Raw genomic sequence first — 24,741 nt, 5'->3', positions numbered from 1 at the left:
GATGTCCAAGAGCTCGTCCCTCAACAAGGTCTTCGCGGACCTTCCGGTCACCATCTTCGAGGCGATGTCGCAGGCCGCGCGCGACAACGCCGCGATCAATCTCGGCCAGGGCTTCCCTGATGATCCCGGCCCCGAGGACATCCGCCGCGCCGCGGCCGAGGCTTCGCTGAACGGCTACAACCAGTACCCGTCGATGATGGGCCTGCCGGAGCTGCGCCAGGCGATCGCGACCCATTACGGCCACTGGCACGGCCTCGAGCTCGATCCGATGAGCGAGGTGATGGTGACCTCCGGCGGCACCGAGGCCCTGACTTCGGCCATCCTCGCCGTCGTCCAGCCCGGTGACGAGGTGGTGTGCTTCCAGCCGGTGTACGATTCCTACCTGCCGATCATCCGCCAGGCCGGCGGCATTCCGCGCCTGGTCCGGCTCGAGCCGCCGCATTGGCGGCTGAATGAGGACATGCTGAAAAGCGTCTTCAATTCAAAGACCAAGGCGGTGCTCTTCAACAACCCCCTGAATCCGTCCGCAGTGGTGTTTCCGCGCGAGGACCTCGAACTGCTGGCGCGCTACTGCCAGGAGTTCGACGTCATCGCGATCTGCGACGAGGTCTGGGAGCACGTCACTTTCGACGAGCACAAGCACATCCCGCTGATCACCATCCCCGGCATGCGCGACCGCACCATCAAGGTCGGCTCTGCCGGCAAGATCTTCTCGCTGACGGGCTGGAAGATCGGCTTCGTCTGCGCCGCGCCGCCGCTGCTGCGCGTTGCCGCCAAGGTGCACCAGTTCCTGACCTTCACCACCGCGCCGAACCTCCAGGCCGCCGTCGCTTACGGGCTCGGCAAGCCGGACGAGTATTTCCTGTCGATGCGCAAGGACCTGGCGCGGAGCAGGGACCGCCTCGCCAAGGGACTGGAGAGCCTCGGCTTCCCGGTGCTGAAGTCGCAGGGCACCTACTTCCTCACCGTCGACCTGTCCCCGCTCGGGCTGAACGAGAGCGACACCGAGTTCTGCTGGCGGATCGTGAAGGACTACAAGGTCGCGGCAATTCCGGTGTCGGCCTTCTACGAGCAGGACCCTGTGACCTCGGTGGTGCGCTTCTGCTTTGCCAAGAAGGACGAGACGCTCGACACCGCGCTGGAGCGGCTGTCGGACGCGGTGCGCGGGCGCAAGAGGTAGGAGAGATGACGAACGTCAGCCGCTTTGGTTTTGGCCTCGCGATCGCCGCCGCGCTGACGTTGCTCTCCGCCCCCGCACGGGCCGAGGAGCGGGTCGTCAACTTCTACAATTGGTCGAACTACGTGGCGCCCGACATTCTCGAGGCCTTCACCAAGGAGACCGGCATCAAGGTGGTCTACGACACTTTTGATGCCAACGAGACCCTGGAGACGCGCCTGATGGCCGGCAAATCCGGCTATGACGTCGTGGTGCCCACCGCCTATTTCCTCCAGCGCCAGATCAAGGCCAACATCTTCCAGAAGCTCGACAAGTCGAAGCTGCCGAACTTGGCCAATGCCTGGCCGGTGGTGACCGAACGTCTCGCGATCTACGACCCCGGCAATGTCTACGCCGCCAATTACATGTGGGGCACGACGGGCATCGGCTACAACGTCGCAAAACTGAAGCAGATTCTCGGAGCGGATGCGAAGATCGACAGCTGGGACATCGTGTTCAAGCCGGAGAACCTCGCAAAATTCAAAGACTGCGGCGTCCACATGCTCGATTCCGCCGACGACATTTTTCCGGCGGCGCTGAGCTGGCTCGGGCTCGATCCGAACTCGACCAAGCAGGCCGACCTCGAGAAGGCCGCCGATGTCGTCGCCAAGGTGCGGCCCTCCGTGCGCAAATTCCACTCGTCCGAATATCTCAGCGCGCTCGCCACCGGCGAGATCTGCTTGGTGGTCGGCTGGTCCGGCGACATCATGCAGGCCCGCGCCCGCGCTGCCGAAGCCAAAAGCGGCATCGAGATCGGCTACGCCATCCCGAAGGAGGGCGCGCAGATGTTCTTCGACAATCTCGCAATCCCCGCGGACGCCAGGAACGTTAGGGAGGCCTACGAGCTGATCAACTATCTCTACCGTCCGGACGTGGCCGCCAAGAATACGGACTTCCTGTCCTACGCCAACGGCAACCTCGCCAGCCAGAAGCTGGTCGACCCGAAGATCCTGAACGACAGGAACATCTATCCGGACGAGGCGACGCTCGCAAAGCTGTTCGTGATCACGGCGCGTGATCCGGCGACCCAGCGGGTTATCAATCGGCTCTGGACCAGGGTGAAGACGGGAAGGTGAGACGCCGCGGTCGTGCTGGGATTAACCCGGCAAGTCATTTTCTGCAAAACAACCCCATCACAGTAGAATCGCGACTGGCGCGCCGCTGGCAGTGCCCAAGCCGTAGTGCGGCTTGGCTTAATCGACGCGCCGGCGCAATGACCCGAAGCAGCGCGCGTGCGGGCGCGAAATGAAGCGCGATGGAGGCCGAACGCGCGTGACGTCACAGGCTCCGCTCATTTGCCTCGTTGGCAAAACAGCGGCAAATTGCATCGTGGCCATCGGGCTTAGATAAGTGACGCGTTGGACGCGTAGCCGTCAGGTCGATCAATCGTTCGCAGCAACTTCTTGAATTCCTTGCCACTGGAACACAAGCACGGATCATAAACCTTCGTGTTCGCGGCAAGCTCGACCGCACTGCTGTCTCGGCGAAGCCCAGGGGTCATGCGCCGCTGTTTGCGCATACGCAAACCCCCGTCCAACGAAGGAGAAGTTTGTGCAAAGGAGCTTGCGTGCTCCGACGTCAATACCGAATTACCGTCTCATGGCCCCCACCGGCTCGTTGAAAAAGCTCAACCTAGGCTAGACGGCGCCTGGCCGAGGTGAAACAGTACGAGCTTTCAATCGTGGGATGAATTTAACGTCGGGAGTTTGGGGGCTGCTTTGTTTAAGTGTGCATTTGTGCTGTCATCCGTTTTCTTGTCCGTGTTGTGTGGGGCTTGTACCCGAGCCGAGCTCGTGAACAAGGCCGATGCTTACGACGCGGCCATCTGGGACTCCTGTTGAATGCCGTTCGTGCGAGCCAGCGCGCGCCTATGTCGTTCGTGGGGCTCGGCGATGTCTCCGCCAGTCCGGTGTTCTCAGGCAGCACCAACGGTACTTTCAATTTAAGCCCGAGTGCCCTCACAGGCTACTCTTTGAATCCTACCGTGTCCTATGGAGGAGGGTTCACGTCGTTCCAGATGAACAATCTGAACCATGTGCAGTTTGCGAGCACGATGCATCAGCCATTGAGCCGCAAGATCGTTGATTACTTCAATTCAGAGAAGTGGCCCGAAGAAGTCGTTCAGCGCATCCTTTTTCAGCGGGTTGAATTGACACCTGCAGAATATACCAAGGCTCGCAGCATGAAGGACCTCAAATGCCGCGAGTCCGATCCGCGCACCATGGAAATATGCCGTCAAATTGCGGAAGATGAATATCTACAGGACCATTCCGAATTCAATTGTCCGCCGCCCCGCCTCTCGAAGGGACGCTACGAATTTGTCAACTCGGCACGTGAATTCTGCTCGATGAACCAGTTTCAGATTTTGCTGAGAACATACCGACTGTTGGGTTATGAATTCAAATCCACCTACATGCGGTCGGCAGAAGGCATTCTATATTTCTTGGGCGAACTCATCGCTGCGCAGAACTACTCGGCACAAGGTTATGAGCCGAAGGTCCTTCTCGGAGGCCCGGACGGACACCATCATCTGGTGAACTTGTTTGTCGTCAGGCGCGGCAACCCCGGACCACCGGTCGCGGCCGTACAAGTCAATTTCAACGGTGAAGACTTTTTCATACCGCGACCGCAGCTCGGCGCTCTTGATGAAGACCGATCGCTTCAGGTGCTTGATCCCGCCGCGACGGCGATCGTCTTGGCCACCCTCAAGGAAGACTTGCCGAAATCGAGCAATATCAACTTGGTCTCGGCACGGTAATCCAGCGCGCACTACGGTTCATTCGCTCTGATTGTCGCATAAATGAAACTTGCGACATCTAACCTGTCTTCGGAGGCGACATGTCTGAAATCGATAGAGCCCGCGACCGCAGATTAGAAGTCGTGCGCACTGCCGCCAAACGCTGGCAAGCCCGCACACAGAGCCGAACGTCCGATGCCGCTACGATCGCGCGTTCGGGGCCGGGCACGGCGGACAGTCCGATGCGGCAGGCGAGGTTTGCCGTACGGCAAGACCTTCTGGCGCATGCCGCCAATCTCCGCGAACGAGGCCGACTTCCAATCTTCATCGAGCGAAAAATTGGTCCGACACTCGACTTGATTTCAATGGCACCGAGCGAGGCGGCCCGCAAGGTTGGGCGACCCGTCGCTCGCATCGTCAGCTCTGTCGATCCAAGGGTCCAACCGGAGGGGTTTGCGTCGGGGTTTCTGGTCTCGCCGAGGCTGCTTTTGACGAACTGTCACGTGTTTCCAGATGCAGCCTCGTCTCACGGTACTGGCGCCAATTTCTTGCACGAGTTCGACGAGCATGGTCTCAAGGTGGGTGTGACGTTTGCGATCGATGCCAGCAGCTTCTTTGTCTGTGACAATCATCTTGATTTTGCCTTGGTCGGGGTTAGCCCCATCGCGAATACGGGTGAGCCGATCGAGAGCCTCGGAGCAATCCCGCTCTCGGAGGCAACGTCCAAAGTCCTCAAGGGCTACCCCATTGAGGTGATCCAGTATCCTGACGGCGGTGGCAAGCAATATGCCATCATGAACAACCGGCTGCTCGACGTTCTCGATGAAGGCTTCCTACATTACGAGACCGATACTTTGGAGGGATCATCAGGATCGCCGGCCTTCAGTGAGGCGTGGGAACTGGTTGCCCTTCACCACGCCGGGATACCTGAAATGCGGGGCGATGACATCGTCGCAACCGATGGCTCCGTCTGGACCGAAGATATGGGTGAAGACAAGGTTCATTGGGTCGCCAACGAGGGTATCCGCATCAGCTCAATCGTCCAGGCGTTGGGCAAGGTCAAATTGACCAATGCCAAACAGGCGAAAATCCTAAGCGATCTGCTCGCGGGCACGACGGACCCCGCCGATGATGTCAGTCAAATGCTGAGGGGAGCCGCTCCTACCAGTCTCTTTGCGGCAAGCTCTGGCGGCTCGGAAAACAACCAATTACTAACCCAAAGAGTGGCATTTGAGGAGAGAAGCATGTCCGGTACAAACATGAATTTTAGTGGCCCTGTCACCATCCATGTTTATGCGGAGCAAACGGCTCCGCCACAGCCGGGTGCGGAGTCCGCTGTCGCCGCCCTCGAAAAGACGTTGCGGTTCGATCCGAACTATGAGGATCGCGAGGGTTATCAAGAAGCATTCTTGGGTACTGACGTGGTCGTACCCGTTCCAGGAATCGTGGCCGCGCGGTCTGGCGAGATGTACAAGGAAAATGGTGAAATCCTAATTCTCAAATATCACCACTATAGCCTTGCGATGAATAAAGCTCGTAGGCTCCAGATGTGGTCGGCCGCAAATGTGGACTACAATCCCGATCTTCGAAAACAAAATGGTCGGGCATTTTTCGGAACCGACCGCTGGGTCGCCGATCCGCGGATACCCAACAAATTCCAAATTGCCGATCCAGATTTCTATAAGCCTGCCGGGCAGATCGATCGTGGACATATCGTTCGCCGCGAGGATAGCGCCTGGGGCGAAACCGCAAAAGAACTCGAGTTCTCGAACTCGGACACCTTTCATTGGACGAATTGCACGCCACAGCACCAGGCTTTCAATCGTGAGTCCCCCGGGTCGGCGTACGGCGGCATCAAGGGCCTGTGGGGCGGCTTCGAGGCCTATATTCAAAAGAGCCTGCAGCACGATGATACGAGGGCTTGCATCATCGCTGGGCCGATCCTCGCCGCCGATGATCCAACGGCGGACTTCGGCTCAGGACCGATCGCTTACCCTGTTCTGTTCTGGAAGGTTGTGGCGGTGGCCGCCAAGGACGCTGGAAGCCGATCGCGGCTCTTAACCTACGGCTTCCTTCTTAGTCAGAAGAACGTGGTCGACGATTTCGGCATCGAGTTTGCCCCCGGTCAGTATGCTCGGTATCAGCGGCCACTTGCCGAAATTGCCGAGCTTGCAGGTGTCACTTTTGATGAAAGACTTCTGGCCGCCGATGCCAAGGCACAAGCCGGAGCCTGATTGTGACCGACTGCGCGGCTGCGGCCCGGCACGACCTGGCTCAACGTCTCGCCGCCGATGAAGAACGCGCAAGTCCGATCTGTATCGCAGCCTGGGATCGCGTCGTTCAGGCCGAAGTCGGCGCGGAACTGCCGGAGCGGTGAGTTCTCCGTCATCCGGGATGGTGCGTCAGCACCAGACCCGGAATCTCGCGATTCCGGGTTCGATGCTTTCGCATCGTCCCGGAAAGACGATCGAGCGCCTACCGCCACCTTCGGTGCAGCCACAGCCACTGCTCGGGATGCTCGCGCACCCAGCCTTCCACCACGCTCGTGATCGCCTGGGTCGTGCCCTGGATGTCGATCTTGCCGTCGGCGTCGCGCACCGGCTGGACCTCTTCGGTGATCTCGGCGGTGAAGCGGCCGCCGGGCAGGCGGATGACGCGGACGCCGTGGATCGGGCATTCGACCTGGCGCAACAGGCGCGCCAGCATTGGATTGGCGCGGGTCTTGCGGCCGAAGAAGGTGACCTCGACGCCGCCGGTCAGATATTGGTCGATCAGCATCGCGACGTGCTTGCCGTCTTTGAGCGCCTGCGCGAGCCGCAGCGGCGCGTCGCGCCCCGCGGGGATCAGTGTGCCCATGTTGACCTGGCGCATCTCCTGGATGATGCGGTCGGCGGAGGCGATGTTCGGGCGGCGGTAGAGGATCGCCGCATCGAGCCCGTGTGCGACGGCGGCGAGCGCCGGCAATTCCCAATTGGCCAGATGCGCGGCGAAGATCAGCGCCGGCTTGCCGTCGTCGCGGATGCGGTCGAACAGCTCGATGCTGCGGTCGGGCAGTTCGATCCGGCTGTTGTCGGGATGATCGCGGTCATAATCCCAGACGTGGTCCATGTGGGCGAATTCGGCGCCGACGCGGCCGAGATTGTCCCAGACGCCCATCAGGATGGATTCGATTTCCTCGGGCGACTTGTCCGGAAAGGCGGCGGTGAGATTGGCGCGGCCGATGCGGTGCTCGCGAAGGCGCGGCCCGATCAGCCTGGTGACGCGTGCGAAAAAGTCCGAGGTCTTGGCCGGATCGAAGTAACGCGTGGTGCGCAACATGCCGACGGTGGCAGCCCCGATCAGGCCTCCACCGATCGATTTGGCCGTCTGCCGCGCGCGCGCCTTCGTCCTCGCAGGAAGCAGCGCCATGCGTCCGGTCAGGCCGGTTCGCGGGTCAGGATCAGCGAGGCGTTCTGGCCGCCGAAGCCGAACGAGTTCGACATCACCGCGGTGACGCGGGCATCGCGTGCCTTATTGCCGACGACGTCGAACAGGATCGTGGGATCCGGATTGTCGTAGTTGATCGTCGGCGGGATGCGCTGATGCTCCAGCGTGAGCAGCGAGAAGATCGCCTCGACCGCGCCGGCGGCCGAGATGGTGTGGCCGACCATCGACTTGTTGGAGGTGACCGGAATCTTCGAGACGAGCTCGCCGAACACGGCCGATGTCGTATTGTACTCCATCTTGTCGTTCTCGGGCGTCGCGGTGCCGTGCGCGTTGATGTGGTCGATCTGGTCCGGCGTCATGCCGGCATCGGCCAGCGTCTTGTTCATGCAGCCGATGATCGGCTTGCCGTCGGGCGAGGAGCGGGTGCGATGGAAGGAATCGGTGAGCTCGCCGCAGCCGGCGATCACGCCGAGGATTTTTGCGCCGCGCGCGGTGGCGGCTTCATAGCTTTCGAGCACCAGCGCACCGGCGCCTTCGGCCATGACAAAACCGTCGCGGTTCTTGGAGAAGGGACGGGAGGCCGCCTGCGGCGGGTCGTTCTGGGTCGACAGCGCCGAGAGCAGCGAGAAGCGCACGAGCGCCTCCGGATTCACGGTGCCGTCGGTCGCCACGCACAGCGCGGCATCGGTTTCGCCGCGGCGGATCGCCTCGACGCCGAGTTGGATCGAGGTCGCGCCCGAAGCGCAGGCCGTCGACAACGAGATCGGCGAGCCCTTAGTGCCGAAGGTCTCGGCGAGGTAGGCCGCGACCGAACCGAACATGAAGCGGTGGTGATAGGCGCTGTACTTGCCGCCGCCGGAGATGCGCAGCAGATCGTCGTAGTTGAAGTCGAGCTTACCGACGGCGCGGCCGAGCTCGCGGCGCTGCGGCCATTCGACTTCGACAGGTGCGACCGCAAGGAAGAGAGGACCCGGGAAATCCGCCTTGGCGCCGATGCCGGCCTGGTCCAGCGCCTCCTGCGTCACCAGTTCGGCCATCCGCTCGGACAGGGCGGTGGAGGAGAACGGATCGACGCTGACGAAATCCACCGTGCCGGCCATCGTGGTTTTCAGGCCGTCGACCGGAAAGCGCGTGATGGTGCGGATGCCGGATTCGCCGGCGACGAGCTTCGCCCAATTGTCGGTCTTGCCGTTGCCGAGCGAGGTCATGATGCCCATGCCGGTGACGACGACGACGGGACGCCCGAGTTTGTCGCGTGGTGCAGTCATGTCGATCCCCGCTTGAGCTGGAGCAAGATCCGAAAAAGCGTGACGCGGTTTTTCGAGAAGATCATGCCCAAACAATAACCTGCCAAAGCGCAACGCGCTTTAGCTTACTGCCTCGACCAGCGCCATGCCTTCGCCGCGCCAGTGTCCGGCCCCCACCACCACAATCTGGGTGGGCGCTCCCTGCATTTCAATCTCGGTGCCCGTGGAATCGTTCGGCGGAAACAGGGCGCCGCGCGAGATCGACAGCGCGGCGAGCGCGATGCCGAGCGGGAATTGCGTCTCCATGGTGTGGCCGAACATCGTGCCGGTCGAGCGCACCGGGAACTCGGCGTGGCCCTTCAGGAAGCCGCGCTCTTCCGATGTCGCCGGCTCAGCGCCGGTCGCACCCGATATGATCGCGCCCTTGCCGTCGCGCTTCGGCAACTTTGCCCAAAGCTTCTCCAGCGTCGCGGCCATGTCGCCGGGGGTCTTGCGCCGGGCAAGGTCGGCAACGACGCTCGACAGCTTTGCGAATGGCTTTGCGCCGCGCGCTTCCGCATGCGCCTTCGACTCCAGCACCAGGAACGCGCCAGCGGAGCCGAGCGCGAAGCCGGCGTGATCCTTGCGCGCCCACACGGGGGCGAACTTGTCCTTCAGATTGAAGTCGCCGAATTCGTAGAGGACCATGAGGTCCTTGCGCTCGCCATTGTGCGAGCCGCCGATCAGCGCGATGTCGCTCTCGCCGGAGGCGATCCGCGACAATGCAATGCGGGCGGCATCGGCGCCGGCAACCTCTTCACCCATGAAGGTGCGTGAGGTGCCGCCAATGCCGTGCACGATGGCGATGTTGCCGGCGAGCAGGTTGGAGAGCTGGGCCAGGAAAAGCGTCGGCCGGAGATCGCTCATCAGCCGCTCGTTGAGGAAGCCGGGCGCGTTGGCGCCCTTGGCCTCGGCCGTAAGCACGCCGGTGTCGACGTTGAGATCGCGCTCGCCGCCGCCGGCGGCGACCACCATGTCGATCTTCGACAGAATGTCCTTGTTGCCCTTGATCCCGGCGGAGTCGAGCGCAAGCCCGGCCGCATAGGTGCCGATGCGCTGCCAGGCTTCCATCTGGCGCTGGTCGCCCTTCTTCGGAATCTGGCTGTCGAAGGTAACAGGCATCAGGGGGTGCACGATGTAGGGCGCAAAGCCCTTCTCGTCGACATTGATGCGCTTCTCCTGAAGCGCGGCCCAGTTGGCGTCCAGGCCCTCGCCGAGCGAGGTGGCGAGGCCAATGCCGGTGATCCAGACTTCCGTCTGGGCGGGCTTCGAAGCAGTCTCGGTCATGGCGATACGGCCTGTTGCGGAAAGCCGACGCGTTTGGCGACCGCGTCCATGTGGGCGCGCATATCCGCATGGGGGAAGGGAATCTGCGTGAAGGTCAGCGTCGAATTCGCGCGCAGCTTGCCGCCGACCTTGATCTTGGCTTCGGTCACGGCGTAGCCCGAGCCCTGATGGGTCAGGCTCGCCTCGATGCTCATGAGATCGCCGGGGAAGACCGAGCCGCGGACCTTGGCCTCCTTGACGGCAGCCAGGATCGGCATGCGCTCGAATTTGAGCACGCCAAGCTGAAGCCAGCCCGAGGCCTGCGCCATCGATTCGATCAGGAGCACGCCGGGCATCAGGGGATAGCCCGGGAAGTGCCCCTCGAAGATGGTGCTTTCCATCGGGACCTGAGCCTCGACGACAATCGTCTTCGCGTCGACGTTGAGGTCGACGACGCGATCTATCATGTGAAAGTATTCGAGTTGCATGACCGCGCGCTTAGGCGCTCGCGCCCTTGGCCGCAACCAGTTCGTCGATGCGGGCACACAGGTTTTTCAGCACGAAGTACTGCTCGGTGGTCGCTTTGCCGTCGTTGACCTCCTGGGTCCACTTTTCCAGCGGCAGCTTGATACCGAACTGCTTGTCGATCGCGAACGCGATGTCCAGGAAATCGAGGCTGTCGATGCCGAGGTCATCGATGGCATGGCTATCCGGCGTGATCGTGTCGCGCGGGATGTCGCAGGTTTCAGCGATGATCGTAGCGACCTGATCGAATGTGGAGGACATCACTAAGCCTTTGATATTTTGCAGATATTTGTCAGATTGTCCAGAGTGGAACGGTGGGTGGGCATCGCGCCCCGATGACGCCCTCAACCCCCCTCTGGCCGGGTCGAAAGCCCGTATATCGGAGCGCCGCCCTGAGTTCAATGGAGCCGGCGGGTGTGGGGACAGGGCAGGGATGCCCGGCTGAGCCGTTTCCGCCGAAGTACCGCCGGCGGGCCTCGCCAGACGTCTTGCTCGCCAGACGCCTTGCCTAGATGTGCGGCGTCGTGATCTTCACGCAGTCGCGGCGGCCCATCAGCACGCAATCCTGGGTCCGACGCAGGTCGGCGATGCTCACCGCGAGCCATATCCCGATCGCGGTCAGTGCGATGGTGAAGGCCAGCGCCGCGATGTTGGCGAGCATGCGATGGCGGAAATCGTCCGGTTCAGTGCGGGGCTGCTCGTAGCGCGACAGGTCGAGCGGCTCGGGCGCGACGCGCAATTGCTGCACGCTACCGTTGCCGCGGTAGCCCGTCGGGGAAGGCGAGGTGCGCGGCCTGAACTGGAGCACCCGGTGCTCGTCATCCGAGCTTATGGGCCGCTGGGTTGTCATGGTGCAGGGATCACTCCGAAGCAGCGATTTTTAGATAGCATACGTGGTGAACGCGTTGCAGAAAATCTTCTCAACGCGCACGTGCATTGCGCGTCCGCACTATCCTGCAGGGCTGCGAACGAAGGATCGTGGAACCGTGGTCGTTCCGGCATGCAGAGGGTGCGATGCAATAATCCCACCGAACCGAATGCATTTGCCGGCGCGATGCCCATGGCATAGTCCAGGGAACCTGACCACGCAGTTGCAACCATGTTAAAGGCCTTTCGACCATGACCAATACGCGCGAACCGAGAGTGCATCCGGTGTCGATCCTGTCGCTGCGGCCGACGCAGATGACGGTCGGAATGCGCGAGGTCAAGGAGAAGCGCAAGCGCTGGCGCGAGCACGACAAGAAGAAGCAGGCCGATCTGCTCGGCAAGCATATGATCCCCGTCGTGCACGGCCCCGACGAGCGCTATTACGTGATCGACCATCATCATCTCGGTCGCGCGCTGCACGACGAGGGCGTCAAGGAGGTGCTGGTCACCATCGTCGGCGACCTCAGGATGGTCGAGCGCGAAGCTTTCTGGGGCGTCATGGACAACAAGCGCTGGGTCTATCCCTACGACGCCAAGGGTGAACGGCGACCGTTCCGCGATTTGCCCAAATCCGTCGTCGATCTCAAGGATGATCCCTTCCGGAGCCTTGCCGGCGAGCTGCGCCGCATGGGCGGCTTCGCCAAGGACACCACGCCGTTCTCCGAATTCCTGTGGGCCGACTTTCTGCGGCGAAAGCTGTCGCGCAAGGCTGTGGATGCCAATTTCGACAAGGCACTTGAGAAGGCGATGTCCTCAGCCAAGAGCAAGGATGCGATCTATCTGCCCGGCTGGTGTGGGCCAGCGGAGGATGATTAGACGCAACGCTCGCAGCAGTACGGCATGCAGCTGCGCAAACCTGATCTGATCACAGCCTCTTGAGCGAAACCATCTTCCGTCCGCGCGAAGCCGTGCTGAAACAAAACCGTGCCATCTGTTGGGATTGTCGAGCTCTCATAGGAGGCCGAAATGCGCCGTCTGGTTTTCGCCGTTGCCCTGCTCGTGGTCGCTTCAGCCGGGATATCGGCATCGTTCGCGGCAGTTCACCATGCCAAGACATTGACGTTTTCAGAGCGCTTTGCCCCGGCGCTCGAGTTGATGGCGAACCGCTAGGACAGATTCACGCCGGTTCAACCAGCAGCGTCGCGATCGATTTTGCGCAGCCGCACAAAGGCGGCCCAGGCCCGCGGATAATCCTTGTCCGTGGGATCGATCGTAAGAAGCGCGCGGCATGCTTCCTTGATCTCCTCAGGCGAAGGACGCTTGGCCGGAACGCCGGATGATTTGGCGTCCTCCCATCGACCCTCGATATCTTTCGCGAAAGCCAGGGCCTCGGCGCTCGTCCGCTTCTGGGTCGATTTCGCCAGCGGATGGTCCGACGGGAAATTCGGCCATGCGTTCGGCGGCTGGTCGACACGCCACGTCAGTTCATCTGCTTGTCGTGCCTCCACGCCCGAACTCGAATGCTGGGCTGCTGGCGCCCATCCTGCCCCTGCTGAGCCTGCCGAACCCGATGAGCCGGCCGATCTCCGCGGGACCGCCGAACCTGGCGCGACCGCCGCTGTCTGTCCGGCCAGCTGGCCAAGCTGTTGTTCCATCGTTCCGCCGCTGGACTTGGGGATGATTTTTTCGACGGTCTTGATCATCGACAGCGCGCCGGGGGATATCAGCGTGTTCTGGTCGGCAATTTTGTCGTCGGCCGCGTCTGGGCAGGGCCTGTAAGCAGAGCGCTGCGACGTCATCCGGCCGTCGTCGTCGATACGGGCAAAATCGATCGCGACGGTGTAAACGAACGCGGCCTCGACATACTGCCTCTCCTTATCCATCGCCTTTACGGAGCCGCATACGTATCTTGCCTTGTCTGCATCGACCGTTCGCAGGCCGTTGAAGTGAGCTGAATTCGGCGCAATGAGGACGCGTAAGACGGCAGCCCGTGCCTTGCCATGCTCCGATTCGAACATGCTCCATATCTCGTTCGCGTTGATGATCTCCGGCTGATAGTTCCAGGCGTATCCGACCGCGAAGAATGCCGTGCCGATACAGGTCGCGACAACAAATGCCCGCACGTTCATGAGAAGCCCCCAACAGGCACGACTCATCCACGTCTCCGGTGACGGAAACTACGCAAGTTGTGCCAAAGCGTTTGTGCTAGTTGAGGGTGAGATTCTTAATAAAACGTATGCGATTGCGAAAACACAGAGTTCCCGTCAAACGGGAGCTCATCCACTGCGTTTGTCGGCGACCCGGTCCTTACCGCGTTCGCGGCAGTCGGTCATTTCTTCGGCAGCCGTCCCATCAGATAGAATTCGTCATTCGGCCGCATACCGGTGAAATTCGCCAGCCGGTTCGACAGTGCGAAGAAGGCTGAGATTGCGGCGATGTCCCAGATGTCGTCGTCGCTGAAGCCATGCGGCGCGAGCGCGGTGAAATCGTCCTCGGAAATCCGCTGCGCATCGGCCGAGACCTTCATCGCGAAGTCGAGCATCGCCTTTTGCCGCGGCGTGATGTCGGCCTTGCGGTAGTTCGTGGCGATCTGGTCCGCGATCAGCGGGTTCTTGGCGCGGATACGCAGGATCGCGCCATGCGCGATCACGCAATACTGGCACTGATTGGCCGCCGAGGTCGCGACCACGATCATCTCGCGTTCGGCTTTGGTAAGGCCGCCGTCCTTCTCCATCAGCGCGTCATGGTAGGCGAAGAAGGCGCGGAACTCGTCCGGGCGGTAGGCCAGCGTCAAGAACACGTTCGGCACGAAGCCGCTCTTCTCCTGCACGGCGAGGAGACGTGTGCGGATGTCGTCAGGGAGCGCATCGAGGGCGGGAGCGGGGAAGCGTTGCGCGGGCTTTGTCATGGGCATGGATTCCGGCTTGGGGCCGGCAACCATAGTCGATGCCGGTGCCATGCTCAACGTGACGCCGGGCTGGCAATGCCGGAGCTGGAAAACGAGTGTTGCTTTACCGCAGCGGCTTCTTCAGCAGCGAGAAGCGGTCCGGATCCAACCCCATCGACGGTTGCAGCATCGGGGCTTCGACGTTGGAGAGCGTCTTCGCGGGCGGCGCCGAGAACACCGGATCGTTCGGCACGTCGCGCTGCGAGGTGGCACCGCGCCAGCGCTCGAGCACGGCGCCGACGAAATGCATGTCGTGACCGGAGGTGACGGACGGCACGCTGCTGATGGTGGCTTCGCCGCGCGGCAATTGATGCGGCGGTACCTCCTTGAAGCGCAGCCGCGTCGGCAGTGCGACACCTTCGCCGAACGCCAGCACTTCGCGGGTACCGAGCGAGGGCACGAACGAAAGCAGGTTCGCGGCTGCATCCGACACCGCGGCGCGCAGCAGCGCCTGGTCGCGCTCGTTGGCAAGACGCATCGTGAACAGCGTGTTGCACTGGGAGATGATGGTGGCGTCGAGCTCGGCCGGACGCTGGGTGATGAGGCCGAGATAGACGCCGTATTTGCGGCCTTCCTTGGCGATGCGCGACACCGCCTTGCGGGTCGGCCCGAAGCCGACATTGCGATCGGCGGAGGCGTAGCGGTGAGCCTCTTCGCAGACGAACAGCATCGGCGAAACGCCGTCGCTCCACAGGCCGAAGTCAAAGGCCATGCGGCAGAGCACCGAGACGACGGAATCGATGACCTCGGCCGGGAAGCCGGCGAGCTGCATCACCGTCATCGGCTTGCCGTTGGCCGGCAGGCGGAACAGATGACTGATCACCTCGGCCATGGTGTCACCGCCGACATTGGCGTTGTCGAACATGAAGGCGTAGCGCGGGTCGTTGCGGACCGCCTCGATGCGGGAGATCAGCTTGTGATAGATGATGCGCGAGGAGCGGTTCTCGAGCTTGCCCATGCGCTCGTCGATCAGCGACATCAGATCGACCAGGCGATAGGGCACCGGCGTATCGACGGTGTAGCCGATCTGCTTGGGATCGATGCGCTTCAAGCCGATGCGGTCGGCGTTCTGGTATTGGGTGTAGACGCCCTTGGCGAGCGGAATGACTTCTGCGAGGACGTCGAGCTCTTCAGGCACGCCGGCGCGGCCGCCGAACAGCACGTCGACGATTTCCTCGAAATTGAACAGCCAGAACGGCAGTTTCAGATTGCGCGGGTTGAGCACCAGCGCGCGGTCGCCGAAGCAGCGGCCATATTCGTTGTGCACATCGAGCAGGAAGATGCGCAGGTTCGGGCGTGCCTTGAGGATCTCGTTGAGCAACAGCGACACGCCGGTCGATTTGCCGACACCGGTCGATCCCAGCACCGCAAAGTGCTTGGAGAGCATTTCCTCGATGTCGACATAGGCGACGACGGAGCTGTCCTGCTGGAGGAAGCCGACATTGATCTGGTCGGAACCGGTGGGCGCGTAGATCGTGCGCAGCTCCTGGCTCGTGATCAGATCGACCGAATCGCCGATGGTCGGATAGTTGGTGACGCCGCGCTGGAATTTGGCCTTGCCGGTCGCGTTGAGGATTTCGCCCAGCAGGTCGACCGAGGCGATGGCGATCAAATTGTCGTTGCTCGAGAGGTTCTCGCAGGACACCTCGGTGATCATGGCGACGATGACCGAGCTGGCGCAGCGGATGCTGACGAAGCGGCCGACAGTGGCCCGAACTTCCGAGACCGGCATCCGGCTTTCAGCCAGCAGCCCGACCCGGGCGAGCGACCCGCGAACTGAAATCACGCGTCCAAAGGATGTCACAATGAATGAACCTGGCAAGAGCAACGGGTTGCCCCGGACTATGCACGGCCGCCGCTGGACAAACGGTTAAACGGCAGGCGCCGGCGCTTCGTTAAATCCGCGACAATTCGGGTGCGAGGTTTGTTCCCAATACATACTTGCGGGCAGAAACGGCCGTAAAATGCTGCTTTTTTCCGGCCGGCGGGCCTGGGAGTGCTTAAGGAAGATTTTACCATTCAGGCAGTCGGTCCGCCGTTCGGGGGACGAGTTGTCATCCTGGATGGCCCGTCATTCGCTCGGGGGCGATGTTTGATTTGTTGACGGGACCTAATCATTTGTACATTAGTACAAATGAACCGGCGACCCCGGTGCCGCCCGCCGGCGCGTGAGCGGATTACAGCCGGCGCCAGATCGCGGGATCCGGTCCAGCGGATCGCAAGCCACGCCTCGGAGGACACCATGCAGCCCGAACCGATCCTCGATCTCGCTCATCTCGGCCACATGGAGCTGTTGACGCCGAAGCCGGACGAGAGCCTGAAATTCTTCGTCGACGTCATGGGCATGACCGTCAGCGGACAAAAGGGCGAGTCGGTCTATTTGCGCGGCTGGGACGATTACGAGCGCTATTCGCTCAAACTGACGGCGTCGAAGACGTCAGGCATGGAGCACATGGCGTTGCGTGCGCGCAGCCAGCAGGCGCTGGAGCGCCGCGTTGCGGCGCTGAAAGGGTCCGGCTTCGACATCGGCTGGATCGACGGCGATATGGGGCAGGGGCCGACCTTCCGCTGCCGCGATCCCGATGGACACATCGTCGAGCTCTATTACGAGACCGAATGGTATCAGGCGCCACCCGAGCTGAAGCCCGCACTGAAAAACCAGGCGCAGCGCTTTCCCGCGCGTGGCGTCAACGTCCGGCGCCTCGACCACCTCAATTGCCTCGCCGTGGACATCAAGGCGAACCGCGAGTTCTTCGAGAATTATCTCGGCTGTCGGCTCACCGAGCAGATCGTGCTCAACGACGGCCGCGAAGCGGCGATGTGGCTGACGATGTCGAACAAGAGCTACGATTTCGCCTATTCGCTCGACCATTCCGGCACGCCCGGCCGCTTCCACCACGTCACCTACGCGCTCGACAGCCGCGAGGAGATCTTGCGCGCCGCAGATATCTTCCTGGAGAACGGTATTCACATCGAGACCGGGCCGCATAAGCACGCGATACAGCAGACCTTCTTCCTCTATGTCTACGAGCCCGGCGGAAACCGCGTCGAAGTCGCCAATGCCGGCGCCCGTCTCATCCTCGCGCCCGACTGGAAGCCGATCGTGTGGACCGAGGAGGAGCGCAAGAAGGGACAGGCGTGGGGCCTGAAGACGATCGAGTCGTTCCATACTCACGGCACGCCGCCGGTGGACGTGAAGAAGCACGCTTAATGTGCTGAGGTCCGGAGGCGCGTGACTGTCTCGCGCACGCCGGTCCATGCTGGCCTGTCCGGTGCGAACTGCTTGCGCAGGAACGTGACGAGTTCCTCGACCTGTGCGTCGCTCATGCTGTTCTTGAATGCCGGCATGTAGCCGAGATCGCTCGACACCGGCTCGGCGATGCCGTGCAGGATGATTTGAACGAGATTGTCCGATGTCGCGCTGTGCAGATTGCTGTTGAGCGCGAGCGAGGGGCGGCTGCCGAACAGCGGCAGGCCGCCGACCTCGTGGCAGACGGCGCAGGCGCCCTGATAGAGTCGCGCGCCGGCTGAGGACGCCATCGTGACTTGCGTTGAAGCTTCGAGCTTTAGAGCAATCGCATCCTGGGCTTTGCCGTCGGTCGCGGCGTCACTGAACGAGTTGAGATAGACGGCCATGGCGCGGATGTCCTGGTCGGGCAGGGCCGCGAGATCCCTGACGATCGGCGCCATCGGTCCGGCGGCGACGCCATGATATCGCGAGTGGCCGGTGCGCAAATAGGCGAAGAGCTCGTCCTCGCTCCATGGGATCGGCGCATGCGAGAGCGAGGTCAGCGGCGGCGCCTCCCAGCCTTCGGCAAAGCCGCCGGCGAGATAAGCGCCACGCTGCTCGGCGCCGAGTGCGTTGCGCGGCGAATGGCAGCCGCTGCAATGGCCGAGGCCCTCGACGAGATAAGCGCCGCGATTCCAGACCTCGGATTTGGCGGGATCAGGCTTGAACTCCCGCGTCTGGTGGAACAGCGCATTCCAGCCCGCGAGCAGCGGGCGGAGATTGAACGGGAAGGCGAGCGTATTCGTAGGCTGCGTCGAGCGCACTGCTGGTTGCGCCATCAGATAGGCATAGAGCGCCTGCATGTCGGCATCGCCAGTCTTCGAAAAGTGCGTGTAGGGGAAGGCGGGATAGAGCTGCCGTCCGTCGCGATGCAGCCCGTCGCGCATCGCGCGCTCGAACGCGGGATAGGACCAGGCGCCGATTCCGGTCTCGATATCTGGCGTGATGTTGGTCGCGTAGATCGTGCCGAACGGCGTCCCCAGGGCGCGGCCACCGGCGTTGAGCGCACCGCCGATCATGGTGTGGCACTCCGCGCAATTGCCGAGTGCGGCCAGTTGTTGCCCGCGCGCGATCGTTGCGGCGGAATAGACGGATGCATCGGGTCGGGTGATCGGCGCGATGGCCCGGCCCGGCAAAAGAGCCGCACCGATGCCGATTGCCGCGGTGCAGACTGCCGCGATCGTCGCGAAGACGCCGGCGCGTTTCGCGAAGGGATTTTCCCAGATGCGGGATGGCTGTGGCGTAGCGGGAGCTGGCAGCGCCTGCGGCGTGGCCGGGGCGCCGCCGTGCAGCCCCTTGAGGATACGCTCAGGCGTGAACGGCGGCTCGCGAAATCGGACGCCGGTGGCATCGAAGATCGCGTTCGCAATCGCGGCCGCACTCGGGACCGAGGCGGATTCGCCGACGCCGAGCGGCGGTTGGTCCTGCCGCGGCAGCAACAACACGTCGATTTTGGGCACGTCAGGGAAGGGGATGATCGGATAGGCACCCCATTCACGCGCCGAGACTGCGCCGCGCTCGAACGAGACCTCCTCCATCAGCGCGCGGCTGGTGGACTGGATGACGTTGCCGTGGATCTGGTGGCGCACGCCGTCCGGGTTGATCATCAATCCGGAGTCCTGCCCGGCGACCACGCGCGTCACGCTGACGTCGCCGGTGGCCTTGTTCACGGCAACGTCGGTGACCCAGGCCGACCACGCCGCGCCGTAGCCGGGGAATTTGCTGTGGACGTAGAGCGCATAGGCAAAGCCGCGCCCATGCACGATCTCGCCGTCTTTCTCTTCGCGCACCGGCCGCGGCGTCCAGCCCGCCCGCTCGGCGACCGCATGGACGAGATCGACGGCGCGCTGGTCCTTCAGGTAACGCAGGCGATATTCGATCGGGTCGACGCCCGCCTCGGTTGCGGCCTCGTCGATATAGGATTCATGCGCAAAGGTGTTCGGCAGGGCCGAGACGCCGCGAAACCAGGACGCACGCACGATCGGCGCCATGTCGTGTGCGACGACGCGCATGTGGTCGTAATCGTAAGGCGGGATCGCGGTGCGGTCGCCCATCTGGAGGACGTCCGGCCTCGGCGATATCCGCCCCGTCAGCAACAGCGCCAACGTCGGGGCGGCATTCGACGGATAGCGCGTGGCGAGATCGTAGGCGGCGACGTCGCCCGCCGCGTCTAGGCCGCCATTGACGTCGATGAGCTGCGCGGCGCCTTTGGGCTCCCAGGCGTGCTCCTGTTCGCGCGTCAGCTGCACGCGCACGGGCCGGCCGACCGCGCGCGAAAGCAACAACGCGTCCGCGGTGACATCGTCGGCGCAGTTGCGGCCGTAGCAGCCGGCGGCCTCCAACCTGATGACCTCGATCTCGCTCTCGGGACGCTCGATCAGCAGCGACAGGTCTGCGCGCAGCACGTGCGGGTTCTGCGTGCCCGACCAGACACGGATGTTACCGTCCTGGAAGTCGGCGACCGCGCAAGACGGGCCGATCGAGGCATGCATCTGATATGGCCAGACGTAAGTGCGCTGCATCGGTTTGGCCGCACCGGCAATGGCAGCGTCGACGTCGCCCTTGTCGATCAGCGTCCGCGGCGTCGATGGATTGGCGCGCAGCGCGTTCTCGACGTCGGCGAGATCGGTCAGTTCAGGCGTCGGTCGCCAGCTCACCGCAAGCTGCTCCGCCGCGCGGATCGCGTTCTCCTCGCGCTCCGCGACGACGCCGACGAAATCGCCAATCCGTACGACGGCCATGATGCCGGGAATGTCGCGCACCGAGGATTCGTCGACCGAAATCAGGCTGGTGCCGACGAACGGGCCGGCGTCGACCCCGGCATAGGGCGGGCGCACCACGCGGCCGTGCAGCATGCCGGATACGCGGATGTCGTGCACGAAGGTCAGCTCGCCCGTGGCCTTGGCCGGGAGGTCGACACGGGGCATCGATTGGCCGACAATGGCGTAATCGCCCACCGGCTTGAGGGCGACGTCGTCGGCAAGCTCGAGACGAATGGTCTCTCCACCGATCAACTCGCCATAGCTGATGCTGCGATTGTCGTGCCCGCGCACGAGGCCGTCTTCGATCCTGAGATCGGCTGCCGGCAGCTCCAGGTGCTCGGCCGCACGTGCGATCAGGAAGTGTCGCGCCTGCGCGGCGGCTTTGCGCAGGGGAACGGCGGTAATCTGGATGGTCTCGCTCGCGATCGTCGCGCCCTGGTTCGGCACCGTTGCGGTGTCGCCGAGCACGACGACGACGCGGGCAAAGGACACATCCAACTCCTCGGCCACGATCTGGCCAAGCGCCGTGCGGATGCCGGTGCCGAGATCGACATGACCATTGTAGGCGCTGACCAAACCCTCCGCGGTAATGCGGACGAAGGTCTCGGAGGTGCACTCGTCCACCGTGCGGACGACGACGAGCGAGCCGGATTGCAGCTCAGCTCCGTTCGGATGCGGGGAGGCCATCAATCACCGGCCTCGGCGAGCTGGCCAGACGCACGCATCACGGCGCGAAGAATTTCGATATGCGTGCCGCAGCGACAGAGATTGTAGCGCAGCGCCGCCAGCGCCTCCTGCTCGGTGGGCCGCGGGTTGATCGCAAGCAGCGCCTTGGTGGTCATGATCATGCCATTGAGGCAATAGCCGCATTGCGCGGCCTGCTCGTCGATGAAGGCCTGCTGCACCACATCCGGGTTGTCGCGGATACCGAGCCCTTCGAGCGTCACGATGTCGCGGCCGGCGCAGCCACTGATCGGAATGACGCACGAGCGCGCCGCCGCGCCATCGATCAGGACAGTGCAGGTGCCGCATTCACCGAGGCCGCAACCGTATTTCGGACCGTTGAGCGCGAGATCGTTGCGCAGCACATAGAGCAGCGGCGTGTCTCGCGCCGCAGTGAGCTCGTGGATTCTGCCGTTCACGGTGAGGCGGATCGGTGTCTGCGTCATCCTCGTTCCCAAGTCGACTCGTTGAGCGCCGCGGCCAAAGCTTCGCGAATTCCAAGTCCGCTCAAAATCTACGTTGCGACGATACCGTTTGTACACAAACGTGCAAGCCGTGCATGCCGCAGTGCAGCGCGAATGCCTTCTTTGTGGACAGGGCGGGTAGGCAAATGAGGTTTTATGCGGCAGGCGTATGTTTTGCGCCGCACCGCCGCTTGACAGCCATCGGGAGGGCGCGCAACATCGTTCGTGTACAAATGATAACTGCACTGTCGGCTGGCTTTGACATGGTGACTGAACCTACGAGCGCCGCCATCGACAAGATCCGCTGCGATGCGTGTCCGGTGATGTGCTACATCAAGCCGGGCGCGGCGGGCGCCTGCGACCGCTATGCCAATCACGAAGGCAAGCTCGTCCGCGTCGATCCGCATGTGATCCTGGAGCGCACCGTGTCGCATGGCGGCAAGCTCGTTCCGTTCAGCCGCACCGAAGATTGGGACGGCAAGATCGTCCACGAGCCTTCCACCTTTGTAACGGCGATCGGCGCGGGGACGACCTATCCCGACTACAAGCCGGCGCCGTTCATCGTCTCGGCCGAGGTCGACGGCGTCGACATGGTGACTGTCGTCACCGAGGGCATCTTCTCCTATTGCGGCATCAAGGTGAAGATCGACACCGACCGCTATCTCGGGCCGGAGACCGCGACCGTCCGTGCACAAGGCGAGGCGGTCGGCCATGTCACCACCAGCGAATACGGTTCGCAGATGCTGTCGCTCGGCGGCGTGCATCATCTGACCGGCGGCTCCAAGAAGGAGGGCCGCGTCACCTGCGACACGCTGATGGATCTCGCAAATTGCAAGGCGGTCGAACTCACCATCGACGGTGGCGCGAGCGTGGTGGTGCAAGCCGGCCAGCCGCCGATCGTCAACGGCATGAAAGAAGAGCGCATGCGCGTCGGCTGCGGCTCGGCGACGATCGGCATGTTCGCCAAGCAATGGCACGGCAAGGTCGACGAGGTCGTCGTGGTCGACGACCATATCACCGGCGTGCTCTCGGAGCACCAGGCCGGCAAGCTGCTCGACATCGCCGATACCGGCATCAAGATGAAGGGGCGCCGCTCGACGCCCGGCCGCTATTTCCAGGTCGCCGATCCCGGCACGGGTTGGGGCGGCACCAATATCTCCGATCCGCTCGCAATCCTGGGACCGTTCGACGCGAAGGAGGCCAAGCCTGGCCTCACCATGCTGATGGTCTCCACGACGGGCGAGCATTCGTCCTATTACGTGCTCGACGAAGCCTTGAAGCCGGTCGAGACCGAAATGCCTGACGACCTCAAGTTCTCGGTCGAGCGCATTCAGGAGAATTGCGAGCCAGCGCTGTGTACGGTGCTGTTCATGGCCGGCGCCGGTGGTTCCTTGCGGGCGGGCGTGACCGACAATCCAGTGCGGCTGACGCGCTCGGTGAAGGACGCCCTGACGCGCGTCACCAGTGGCGGCGCGCCGGTCTATGTCTGGCCGGGCGGCGGCATCACCTACATGGTCGACGTGACGCAGATGCCGGCGGGGGCGTTTGGTTACGTGCCGACGCCGGCGCTGGTCGCGCCCATCGAATTCACGATGAAGCTGTCGGACTATGCGGCACTCGGCGGGCACATGGATTATGTGAAACCGCTCTCCGAAGTTCAGGGCGGCGAGGATGTCCGCCAATTGCCCTGGCAGAACCCGATTCCGGGGCCTCGGGCATGACAAGGCTCCCGCAAATCGCGTTGCTGTCTGATGGCCGGCGGCTGCATTTGCAGGATGGACCGATTGATTTGATCGTCGAGGCGAGGGGGGCTGCCGACGCAGTGCGCGCGGCCTATGAGGCTGCGGCCCGGCGCTTCACGGGTTTGCTCGACGAGCTCTGCGCGGAACTGCCAGAACTGCGGGCGGCAGCTGAGCCGGAGCGGACATTGCTGGTAGGCGTCGTGGCGCGCCGCATGCACGCCGCGGTGGCGCCCTATGCCGCTGATGACTTCATTACGCCGATGGCGGCGGTTGCCGGCGGCGTGGCGGAGGAGATTCTCGGCGCAATGCTGAACGCTGCGGCGCTCGATCGAGCCTATGTCAATAATGGCGGCGACATCGCCCTGCATCTCGGCGACGGCCAGCATTTTTCGGTCGGCCTGATGGACCGGCCCGATCGCGGCGGCGTGATGCGGACAATCAGGGTGGATGCCGATGATACCGTGCGGGGCATTGCGACCAGCGGAAGGCACGGCCGCAGCTTTTCGCTCGGGATTGCCGATGCGGTGACCGTGTTGGCCGGAACGGCCTCGCAAGCCGATGCCGCCGCGACGATCATTGCGAATGCCGTCGATCTGCCGGGGCATTCGGCGATCATCCGAAAGCCAGCGTGCGAGCTTCAGCCCGACAGCGATCTCGGCGCGCGGCTCGTGACCCGCAACGTTGGTGGATTGTCGCAGAACGAGATCGCCACCGCGCTCGAATCTGGCGCGGAATGTGCACGGCAATTATTCGATCGCGGATTGATCGAGGGTGCCGTGTTGCAGCTTTGTGGTGATATGCTTGTCATCGGGACCAAGGATATTGAACGGCAACGATCGCGCCCGCTTGTACAAGAGAACGCGGTTCATGCCTGAACAGGGAAGCGGCTCGAGGAAAAAATCATGAGCGCGATCATCCGCAAGATCGTCACCGTTGTCGAAGAGACGCAGATGGAGATGGGCCGCCAGGTCTCGCCGGCGACGCGGCGTGCGGCGGCAATCGCCGTGATCGAGAACCCGTTTGCCGGAAAATATGTCGAGGATCTCTCGCCGCTGATCGCGATCGGCGAGGAGCTCGGCGAGCTGCTGTCGAAGCGCGCGGTGGCGGCGCTTGGCATCGACGGGTCCAAGGCGCAGAGCTATGGCAAGGCCGCGGCCGTCGGCGAAAACGGCGAGCTGGAGCATGCAGCCGCCATCCTTCACCCGAAAATGGGTGCGCCGGTGCGCAAAGTGCTAGGCAAGGGCGCTGCGCTGATCCCGTCGTCGAAGAAGCGCAGTGGACCCGGCACGACGCTGGACATTCCGTTGGGCCACAAGGATGCAGCCTTCGTGCGCAGTCATTTCGACGGCATGGAAGTGCAGATCAACGACGCGCCGCGCGCCAACGAGATCATGGTCGCGGTCGCCGTCACCGACAGCGGCCGTCCTTTGCCGCGCGTCGGCGGGCTGACCGTTGCGGAGATCAAGGGCGAAGACGGACTGCGTTAATCTT

21 protein-coding genes are annotated in these 24,741 nt (G+C 62.9%); 10 read left to right on the top strand and 11 right to left on the bottom strand.

Annotation, left to right across the window (positions count from 1 at the left end; all coding sequences use genetic code 11):
• The first annotated feature begins 1 nt into the window (after position 1).
• The 4 genes from BRA1253DRAFT_RS06870 (at position 2) to BRA1253DRAFT_RS06855 (ending at position 6,187) form a co-directional block, all read left to right on the top strand.
• Positions 2-1,180, top strand: coding sequence for an aminotransferase (locus tag BRA1253DRAFT_RS06870; protein WP_007592485.1), 1,179 nt, complete (start codon positions 2-4; stop codon positions 1,178-1,180).
• A 5-nt stretch (positions 1,181-1,185) separates the two neighbouring features.
• Positions 1,186-2,292: a polyamine ABC transporter substrate-binding protein gene (locus tag BRA1253DRAFT_RS06865; protein WP_007592484.1), complete on the top strand. Its 1,107-nt coding sequence runs from the start codon at positions 1,186-1,188 to the stop codon at positions 2,290-2,292.
• Positions 2,293-3,053: 761 nt separating this feature from the next.
• Positions 3,054-3,974 (top strand): hypothetical protein, encoded by a 921-nt coding sequence (locus tag BRA1253DRAFT_RS06860; RefSeq protein ID WP_157158550.1) that lies wholly within the window; start codon positions 3,054-3,056, stop codon positions 3,972-3,974.
• Positions 3,975-4,054: 80 nt separating this feature from the next.
• Positions 4,055-6,187 (top strand): DNA/RNA non-specific endonuclease, encoded by a 2,133-nt coding sequence (locus BRA1253DRAFT_RS06855; RefSeq protein ID WP_007592482.1) that lies wholly within the window; start codon positions 4,055-4,057, stop codon positions 6,185-6,187.
• A gap of 241 nt (positions 6,188-6,428) precedes the next feature.
• Here BRA1253DRAFT_RS06855 and BRA1253DRAFT_RS06850 read toward each other — a convergent pair whose 3' ends face one another.
• The 6 genes from BRA1253DRAFT_RS06850 to BRA1253DRAFT_RS06825 all read right to left on the bottom strand — a co-directional run bounded on the left by BRA1253DRAFT_RS06850 (position 6,429) and on the right by BRA1253DRAFT_RS06825 (position 11,306).
• Positions 6,429-7,361: a lipid A biosynthesis lauroyl acyltransferase gene (locus tag BRA1253DRAFT_RS06850; protein ID WP_007592481.1), complete on the bottom strand. Its 933-nt coding sequence runs from the start codon at positions 7,359-7,361 to the stop codon at positions 6,429-6,431.
• 8 nt (positions 7,362-7,369) lie between these two features.
• Positions 7,370-8,647 carry a beta-ketoacyl-ACP synthase gene (locus tag BRA1253DRAFT_RS06845; protein ID WP_007592479.1) on the bottom strand — a complete coding sequence of 426 codons (1,278 nt, stop codon included), beginning with the start codon at positions 8,645-8,647 and terminating at the stop codon, positions 7,370-7,372.
• 99 nt (positions 8,648-8,746) lie between these two features.
• Positions 8,747-9,952 carry a beta-ketoacyl-ACP synthase gene (locus BRA1253DRAFT_RS06840; protein ID WP_007592478.1) on the bottom strand — a complete coding sequence of 402 codons (1,206 nt, stop codon included), beginning with the start codon at positions 9,950-9,952 and terminating at the stop codon, positions 8,747-8,749.
• Positions 9,949-10,419, bottom strand: a complete 471-nt coding sequence (locus tag BRA1253DRAFT_RS06835) for a 3-hydroxyacyl-ACP dehydratase FabZ family protein (protein WP_007592477.1) — start codon at positions 10,417-10,419, stop codon at positions 9,949-9,951. Before BRA1253DRAFT_RS06835 ends, BRA1253DRAFT_RS06840 begins: the two co-directional genes overlap by 4 nt.
• A 10-nt stretch (positions 10,420-10,429) precedes the next feature.
• Positions 10,430-10,717 carry an acyl carrier protein gene (locus BRA1253DRAFT_RS06830; RefSeq protein WP_007592476.1) on the bottom strand — a complete coding sequence of 96 codons (288 nt, stop codon included), beginning with the start codon at positions 10,715-10,717 and terminating at the stop codon, positions 10,430-10,432.
• A 247-nt stretch (positions 10,718-10,964) separates the two neighbouring features.
• Complete coding sequence (locus BRA1253DRAFT_RS06825; protein WP_007592473.1) at positions 10,965-11,306, bottom strand: hypothetical protein; 342 nt, start codon at positions 11,304-11,306, stop codon at positions 10,965-10,967.
• A gap of 269 nt (positions 11,307-11,575) precedes the next feature.
• Between BRA1253DRAFT_RS06825 and BRA1253DRAFT_RS06820 the strand changes: the two genes are divergently transcribed.
• Both BRA1253DRAFT_RS06820 and BRA1253DRAFT_RS44335 read left to right on the top strand, forming a co-directional pair.
• The gene (locus BRA1253DRAFT_RS06820) at positions 11,576-12,199 is read left to right on the top strand and encodes a ParB-like protein (protein ID WP_007592469.1); all 624 of its coding nucleotides are present in this window, start codon (positions 11,576-11,578) and stop codon (positions 12,197-12,199) included.
• Positions 12,200-12,349: 150 nt separating this feature from the next.
• Complete coding sequence (locus BRA1253DRAFT_RS44335) at positions 12,350-12,493, top strand: hypothetical protein (protein WP_007592467.1); 144 nt, start codon at positions 12,350-12,352, stop codon at positions 12,491-12,493.
• A 17-nt stretch (positions 12,494-12,510) separates the two neighbouring features.
• On the opposite strand, the gene BRA1253DRAFT_RS06815 is transcribed toward BRA1253DRAFT_RS44335, so the two are convergent.
• The 3 genes from BRA1253DRAFT_RS06815 to BRA1253DRAFT_RS06805 all read right to left on the bottom strand — a co-directional run bounded on the left by BRA1253DRAFT_RS06815 (position 12,511) and on the right by BRA1253DRAFT_RS06805 (position 16,074).
• Positions 12,511-13,452 carry a hypothetical protein gene (locus BRA1253DRAFT_RS06815; RefSeq protein ID WP_035992893.1) on the bottom strand — a complete coding sequence of 314 codons (942 nt, stop codon included), beginning with the start codon at positions 13,450-13,452 and terminating at the stop codon, positions 12,511-12,513.
• Between the two features lie 200 nt (positions 13,453-13,652).
• Positions 13,653-14,231, bottom strand: coding sequence for a peroxidase-related enzyme (locus tag BRA1253DRAFT_RS06810; RefSeq protein WP_007592464.1), 579 nt, complete (start codon positions 14,229-14,231; stop codon positions 13,653-13,655).
• Between the two features lie 103 nt (positions 14,232-14,334).
• A complete protein-coding gene (locus BRA1253DRAFT_RS06805; protein WP_007592463.1) occupies positions 14,335-16,074 on the bottom strand; it encodes an ATP-binding protein in 1,740 nt (579 codons plus the stop codon).
• Between the two features lie 438 nt (positions 16,075-16,512).
• Between BRA1253DRAFT_RS06805 and BRA1253DRAFT_RS06800 the strand changes: the two genes are divergently transcribed.
• Positions 16,513-17,481, top strand: coding sequence for a catechol 2,3-dioxygenase (locus tag BRA1253DRAFT_RS06800; RefSeq protein ID WP_007592461.1), 969 nt, complete (start codon positions 16,513-16,515; stop codon positions 17,479-17,481).
• Here the strand turns inward: BRA1253DRAFT_RS06800 and BRA1253DRAFT_RS06795 are convergent.
• On the bottom strand, positions 17,478-21,008 hold the full coding sequence (locus tag BRA1253DRAFT_RS06795) for a molybdopterin cofactor-binding domain-containing protein (protein ID WP_007592459.1): 3,531 nt from the start codon (positions 21,006-21,008) through the stop codon (positions 17,478-17,480). The two genes, BRA1253DRAFT_RS06800 and BRA1253DRAFT_RS06795, sit on opposite strands and share 4 nt — an antisense overlap.
• On the bottom strand, positions 21,008-21,490 hold the full coding sequence (locus tag BRA1253DRAFT_RS06790) for a (2Fe-2S)-binding protein (RefSeq protein WP_007592457.1): 483 nt from the start codon (positions 21,488-21,490) through the stop codon (positions 21,008-21,010). Before BRA1253DRAFT_RS06790 ends, BRA1253DRAFT_RS06795 begins: the two co-directional genes overlap by 1 nt.
• Positions 21,491-21,771: 281 nt before the next feature.
• On the opposite strand from BRA1253DRAFT_RS06790, the gene BRA1253DRAFT_RS06785 reads away from it, so the two are divergent.
• Genes BRA1253DRAFT_RS06785 through BRA1253DRAFT_RS06775 form a run of 3 tightly spaced genes read left to right on the top strand, consistent with a single transcriptional unit; the run spans position 21,772 to position 24,737 of the window.
• Positions 21,772-23,229, top strand: coding sequence for a hypothetical protein (locus BRA1253DRAFT_RS06785; protein WP_035992890.1), 1,458 nt, complete (start codon positions 21,772-21,774; stop codon positions 23,227-23,229).
• Entirely contained in the window at positions 23,226-24,125 is a 900-nt protein-coding gene (locus BRA1253DRAFT_RS06780) for a UPF0280 family protein (protein ID WP_007592454.1), read from the top strand. The genes BRA1253DRAFT_RS06785 and BRA1253DRAFT_RS06780 overlap by 4 nt, the downstream gene beginning before the upstream one ends.
• 27 nt (positions 24,126-24,152) lie before the next feature.
• Positions 24,153-24,737 carry an amino acid synthesis family protein gene (locus BRA1253DRAFT_RS06775; protein WP_007592453.1) on the top strand — a complete coding sequence of 195 codons (585 nt, stop codon included), beginning with the start codon at positions 24,153-24,155 and terminating at the stop codon, positions 24,735-24,737.
• The last annotated feature ends 4 nt before the right edge of the window (positions 24,738-24,741 follow it).

The organism is Bradyrhizobium sp. WSM1253, assembly GCF_000244935.1.
Taxonomy (GTDB): Bacteria; Pseudomonadota; Alphaproteobacteria; order Rhizobiales; family Xanthobacteraceae; genus Bradyrhizobium; species Bradyrhizobium canariense.
The sequence above is the reverse complement of the archived record's forward strand: the minus strand, read 5'-3'. Positions and strand labels throughout refer to the sequence as shown.

Bases quoted from the DNA above. Each gene is read 5' to 3' on its own strand.
- BRA1253DRAFT_RS06870 (WP_007592485.1), top strand. From the start codon at position 2: ATGTCCAAGAGCTCGTCCCTCAACAAGGTCTTCGCGGACCTTCCGGTC.
- BRA1253DRAFT_RS06865 (WP_007592484.1), top strand. From the start codon at position 1,186: ATGACGAACGTCAGCCGCTTTGGTTTTGGCCTCGCGATCGCCGCCGCG.
- BRA1253DRAFT_RS06855 (WP_007592482.1), top strand. From the start codon at position 4,055: ATGTCTGAAATCGATAGAGCCCGCGACCGCAGATTAGAAGTCGTGCGC.
- BRA1253DRAFT_RS06850 (WP_007592481.1), bottom strand. From the start codon at position 7,361: ATGGCGCTGCTTCCTGCGAGGACGAAGGCGCGCGCGCGGCAGACGGCC.
- BRA1253DRAFT_RS06845 (WP_007592479.1), bottom strand. From the start codon at position 8,647: ATGACTGCACCACGCGACAAACTCGGGCGTCCCGTCGTCGTCGTCACC.
- BRA1253DRAFT_RS06840 (WP_007592478.1), bottom strand. From the start codon at position 9,952: ATGACCGAGACTGCTTCGAAGCCCGCCCAGACGGAAGTCTGGATCACC.
- BRA1253DRAFT_RS06835 (WP_007592477.1), bottom strand. From the start codon at position 10,419: ATGCAACTCGAATACTTTCACATGATAGATCGCGTCGTCGACCTCAAC.
- BRA1253DRAFT_RS06830 (WP_007592476.1), bottom strand. From the start codon at position 10,717: ATGTCCTCCACATTCGATCAGGTCGCTACGATCATCGCTGAAACCTGC.
- BRA1253DRAFT_RS06825 (WP_007592473.1), bottom strand. From the start codon at position 11,306: ATGACAACCCAGCGGCCCATAAGCTCGGATGACGAGCACCGGGTGCTC.
- BRA1253DRAFT_RS06820 (WP_007592469.1), top strand. From the start codon at position 11,576: ATGACCAATACGCGCGAACCGAGAGTGCATCCGGTGTCGATCCTGTCG.
- BRA1253DRAFT_RS44335 (WP_007592467.1), top strand. From the start codon at position 12,350: ATGCGCCGTCTGGTTTTCGCCGTTGCCCTGCTCGTGGTCGCTTCAGCC.
- BRA1253DRAFT_RS06815 (WP_035992893.1), bottom strand. From the start codon at position 13,452: ATGAACGTGCGGGCATTTGTTGTCGCGACCTGTATCGGCACGGCATTC.
- BRA1253DRAFT_RS06810 (WP_007592464.1), bottom strand. From the start codon at position 14,231: ATGACAAAGCCCGCGCAACGCTTCCCCGCTCCCGCCCTCGATGCGCTC.
- BRA1253DRAFT_RS06800 (WP_007592461.1), top strand. From the start codon at position 16,513: ATGCAGCCCGAACCGATCCTCGATCTCGCTCATCTCGGCCACATGGAG.
- BRA1253DRAFT_RS06795 (WP_007592459.1), bottom strand. From the start codon at position 21,008: ATGGCCTCCCCGCATCCGAACGGAGCTGAGCTGCAATCCGGCTCGCTC.
- BRA1253DRAFT_RS06790 (WP_007592457.1), bottom strand. From the start codon at position 21,490: ATGACGCAGACACCGATCCGCCTCACCGTGAACGGCAGAATCCACGAG.
- BRA1253DRAFT_RS06785 (WP_035992890.1), top strand. From the start codon at position 21,772: ATGGTGACTGAACCTACGAGCGCCGCCATCGACAAGATCCGCTGCGAT.
- BRA1253DRAFT_RS06780 (WP_007592454.1), top strand. From the start codon at position 23,226: ATGACAAGGCTCCCGCAAATCGCGTTGCTGTCTGATGGCCGGCGGCTG.
- BRA1253DRAFT_RS06775 (WP_007592453.1), top strand. From the start codon at position 24,153: ATGAGCGCGATCATCCGCAAGATCGTCACCGTTGTCGAAGAGACGCAG.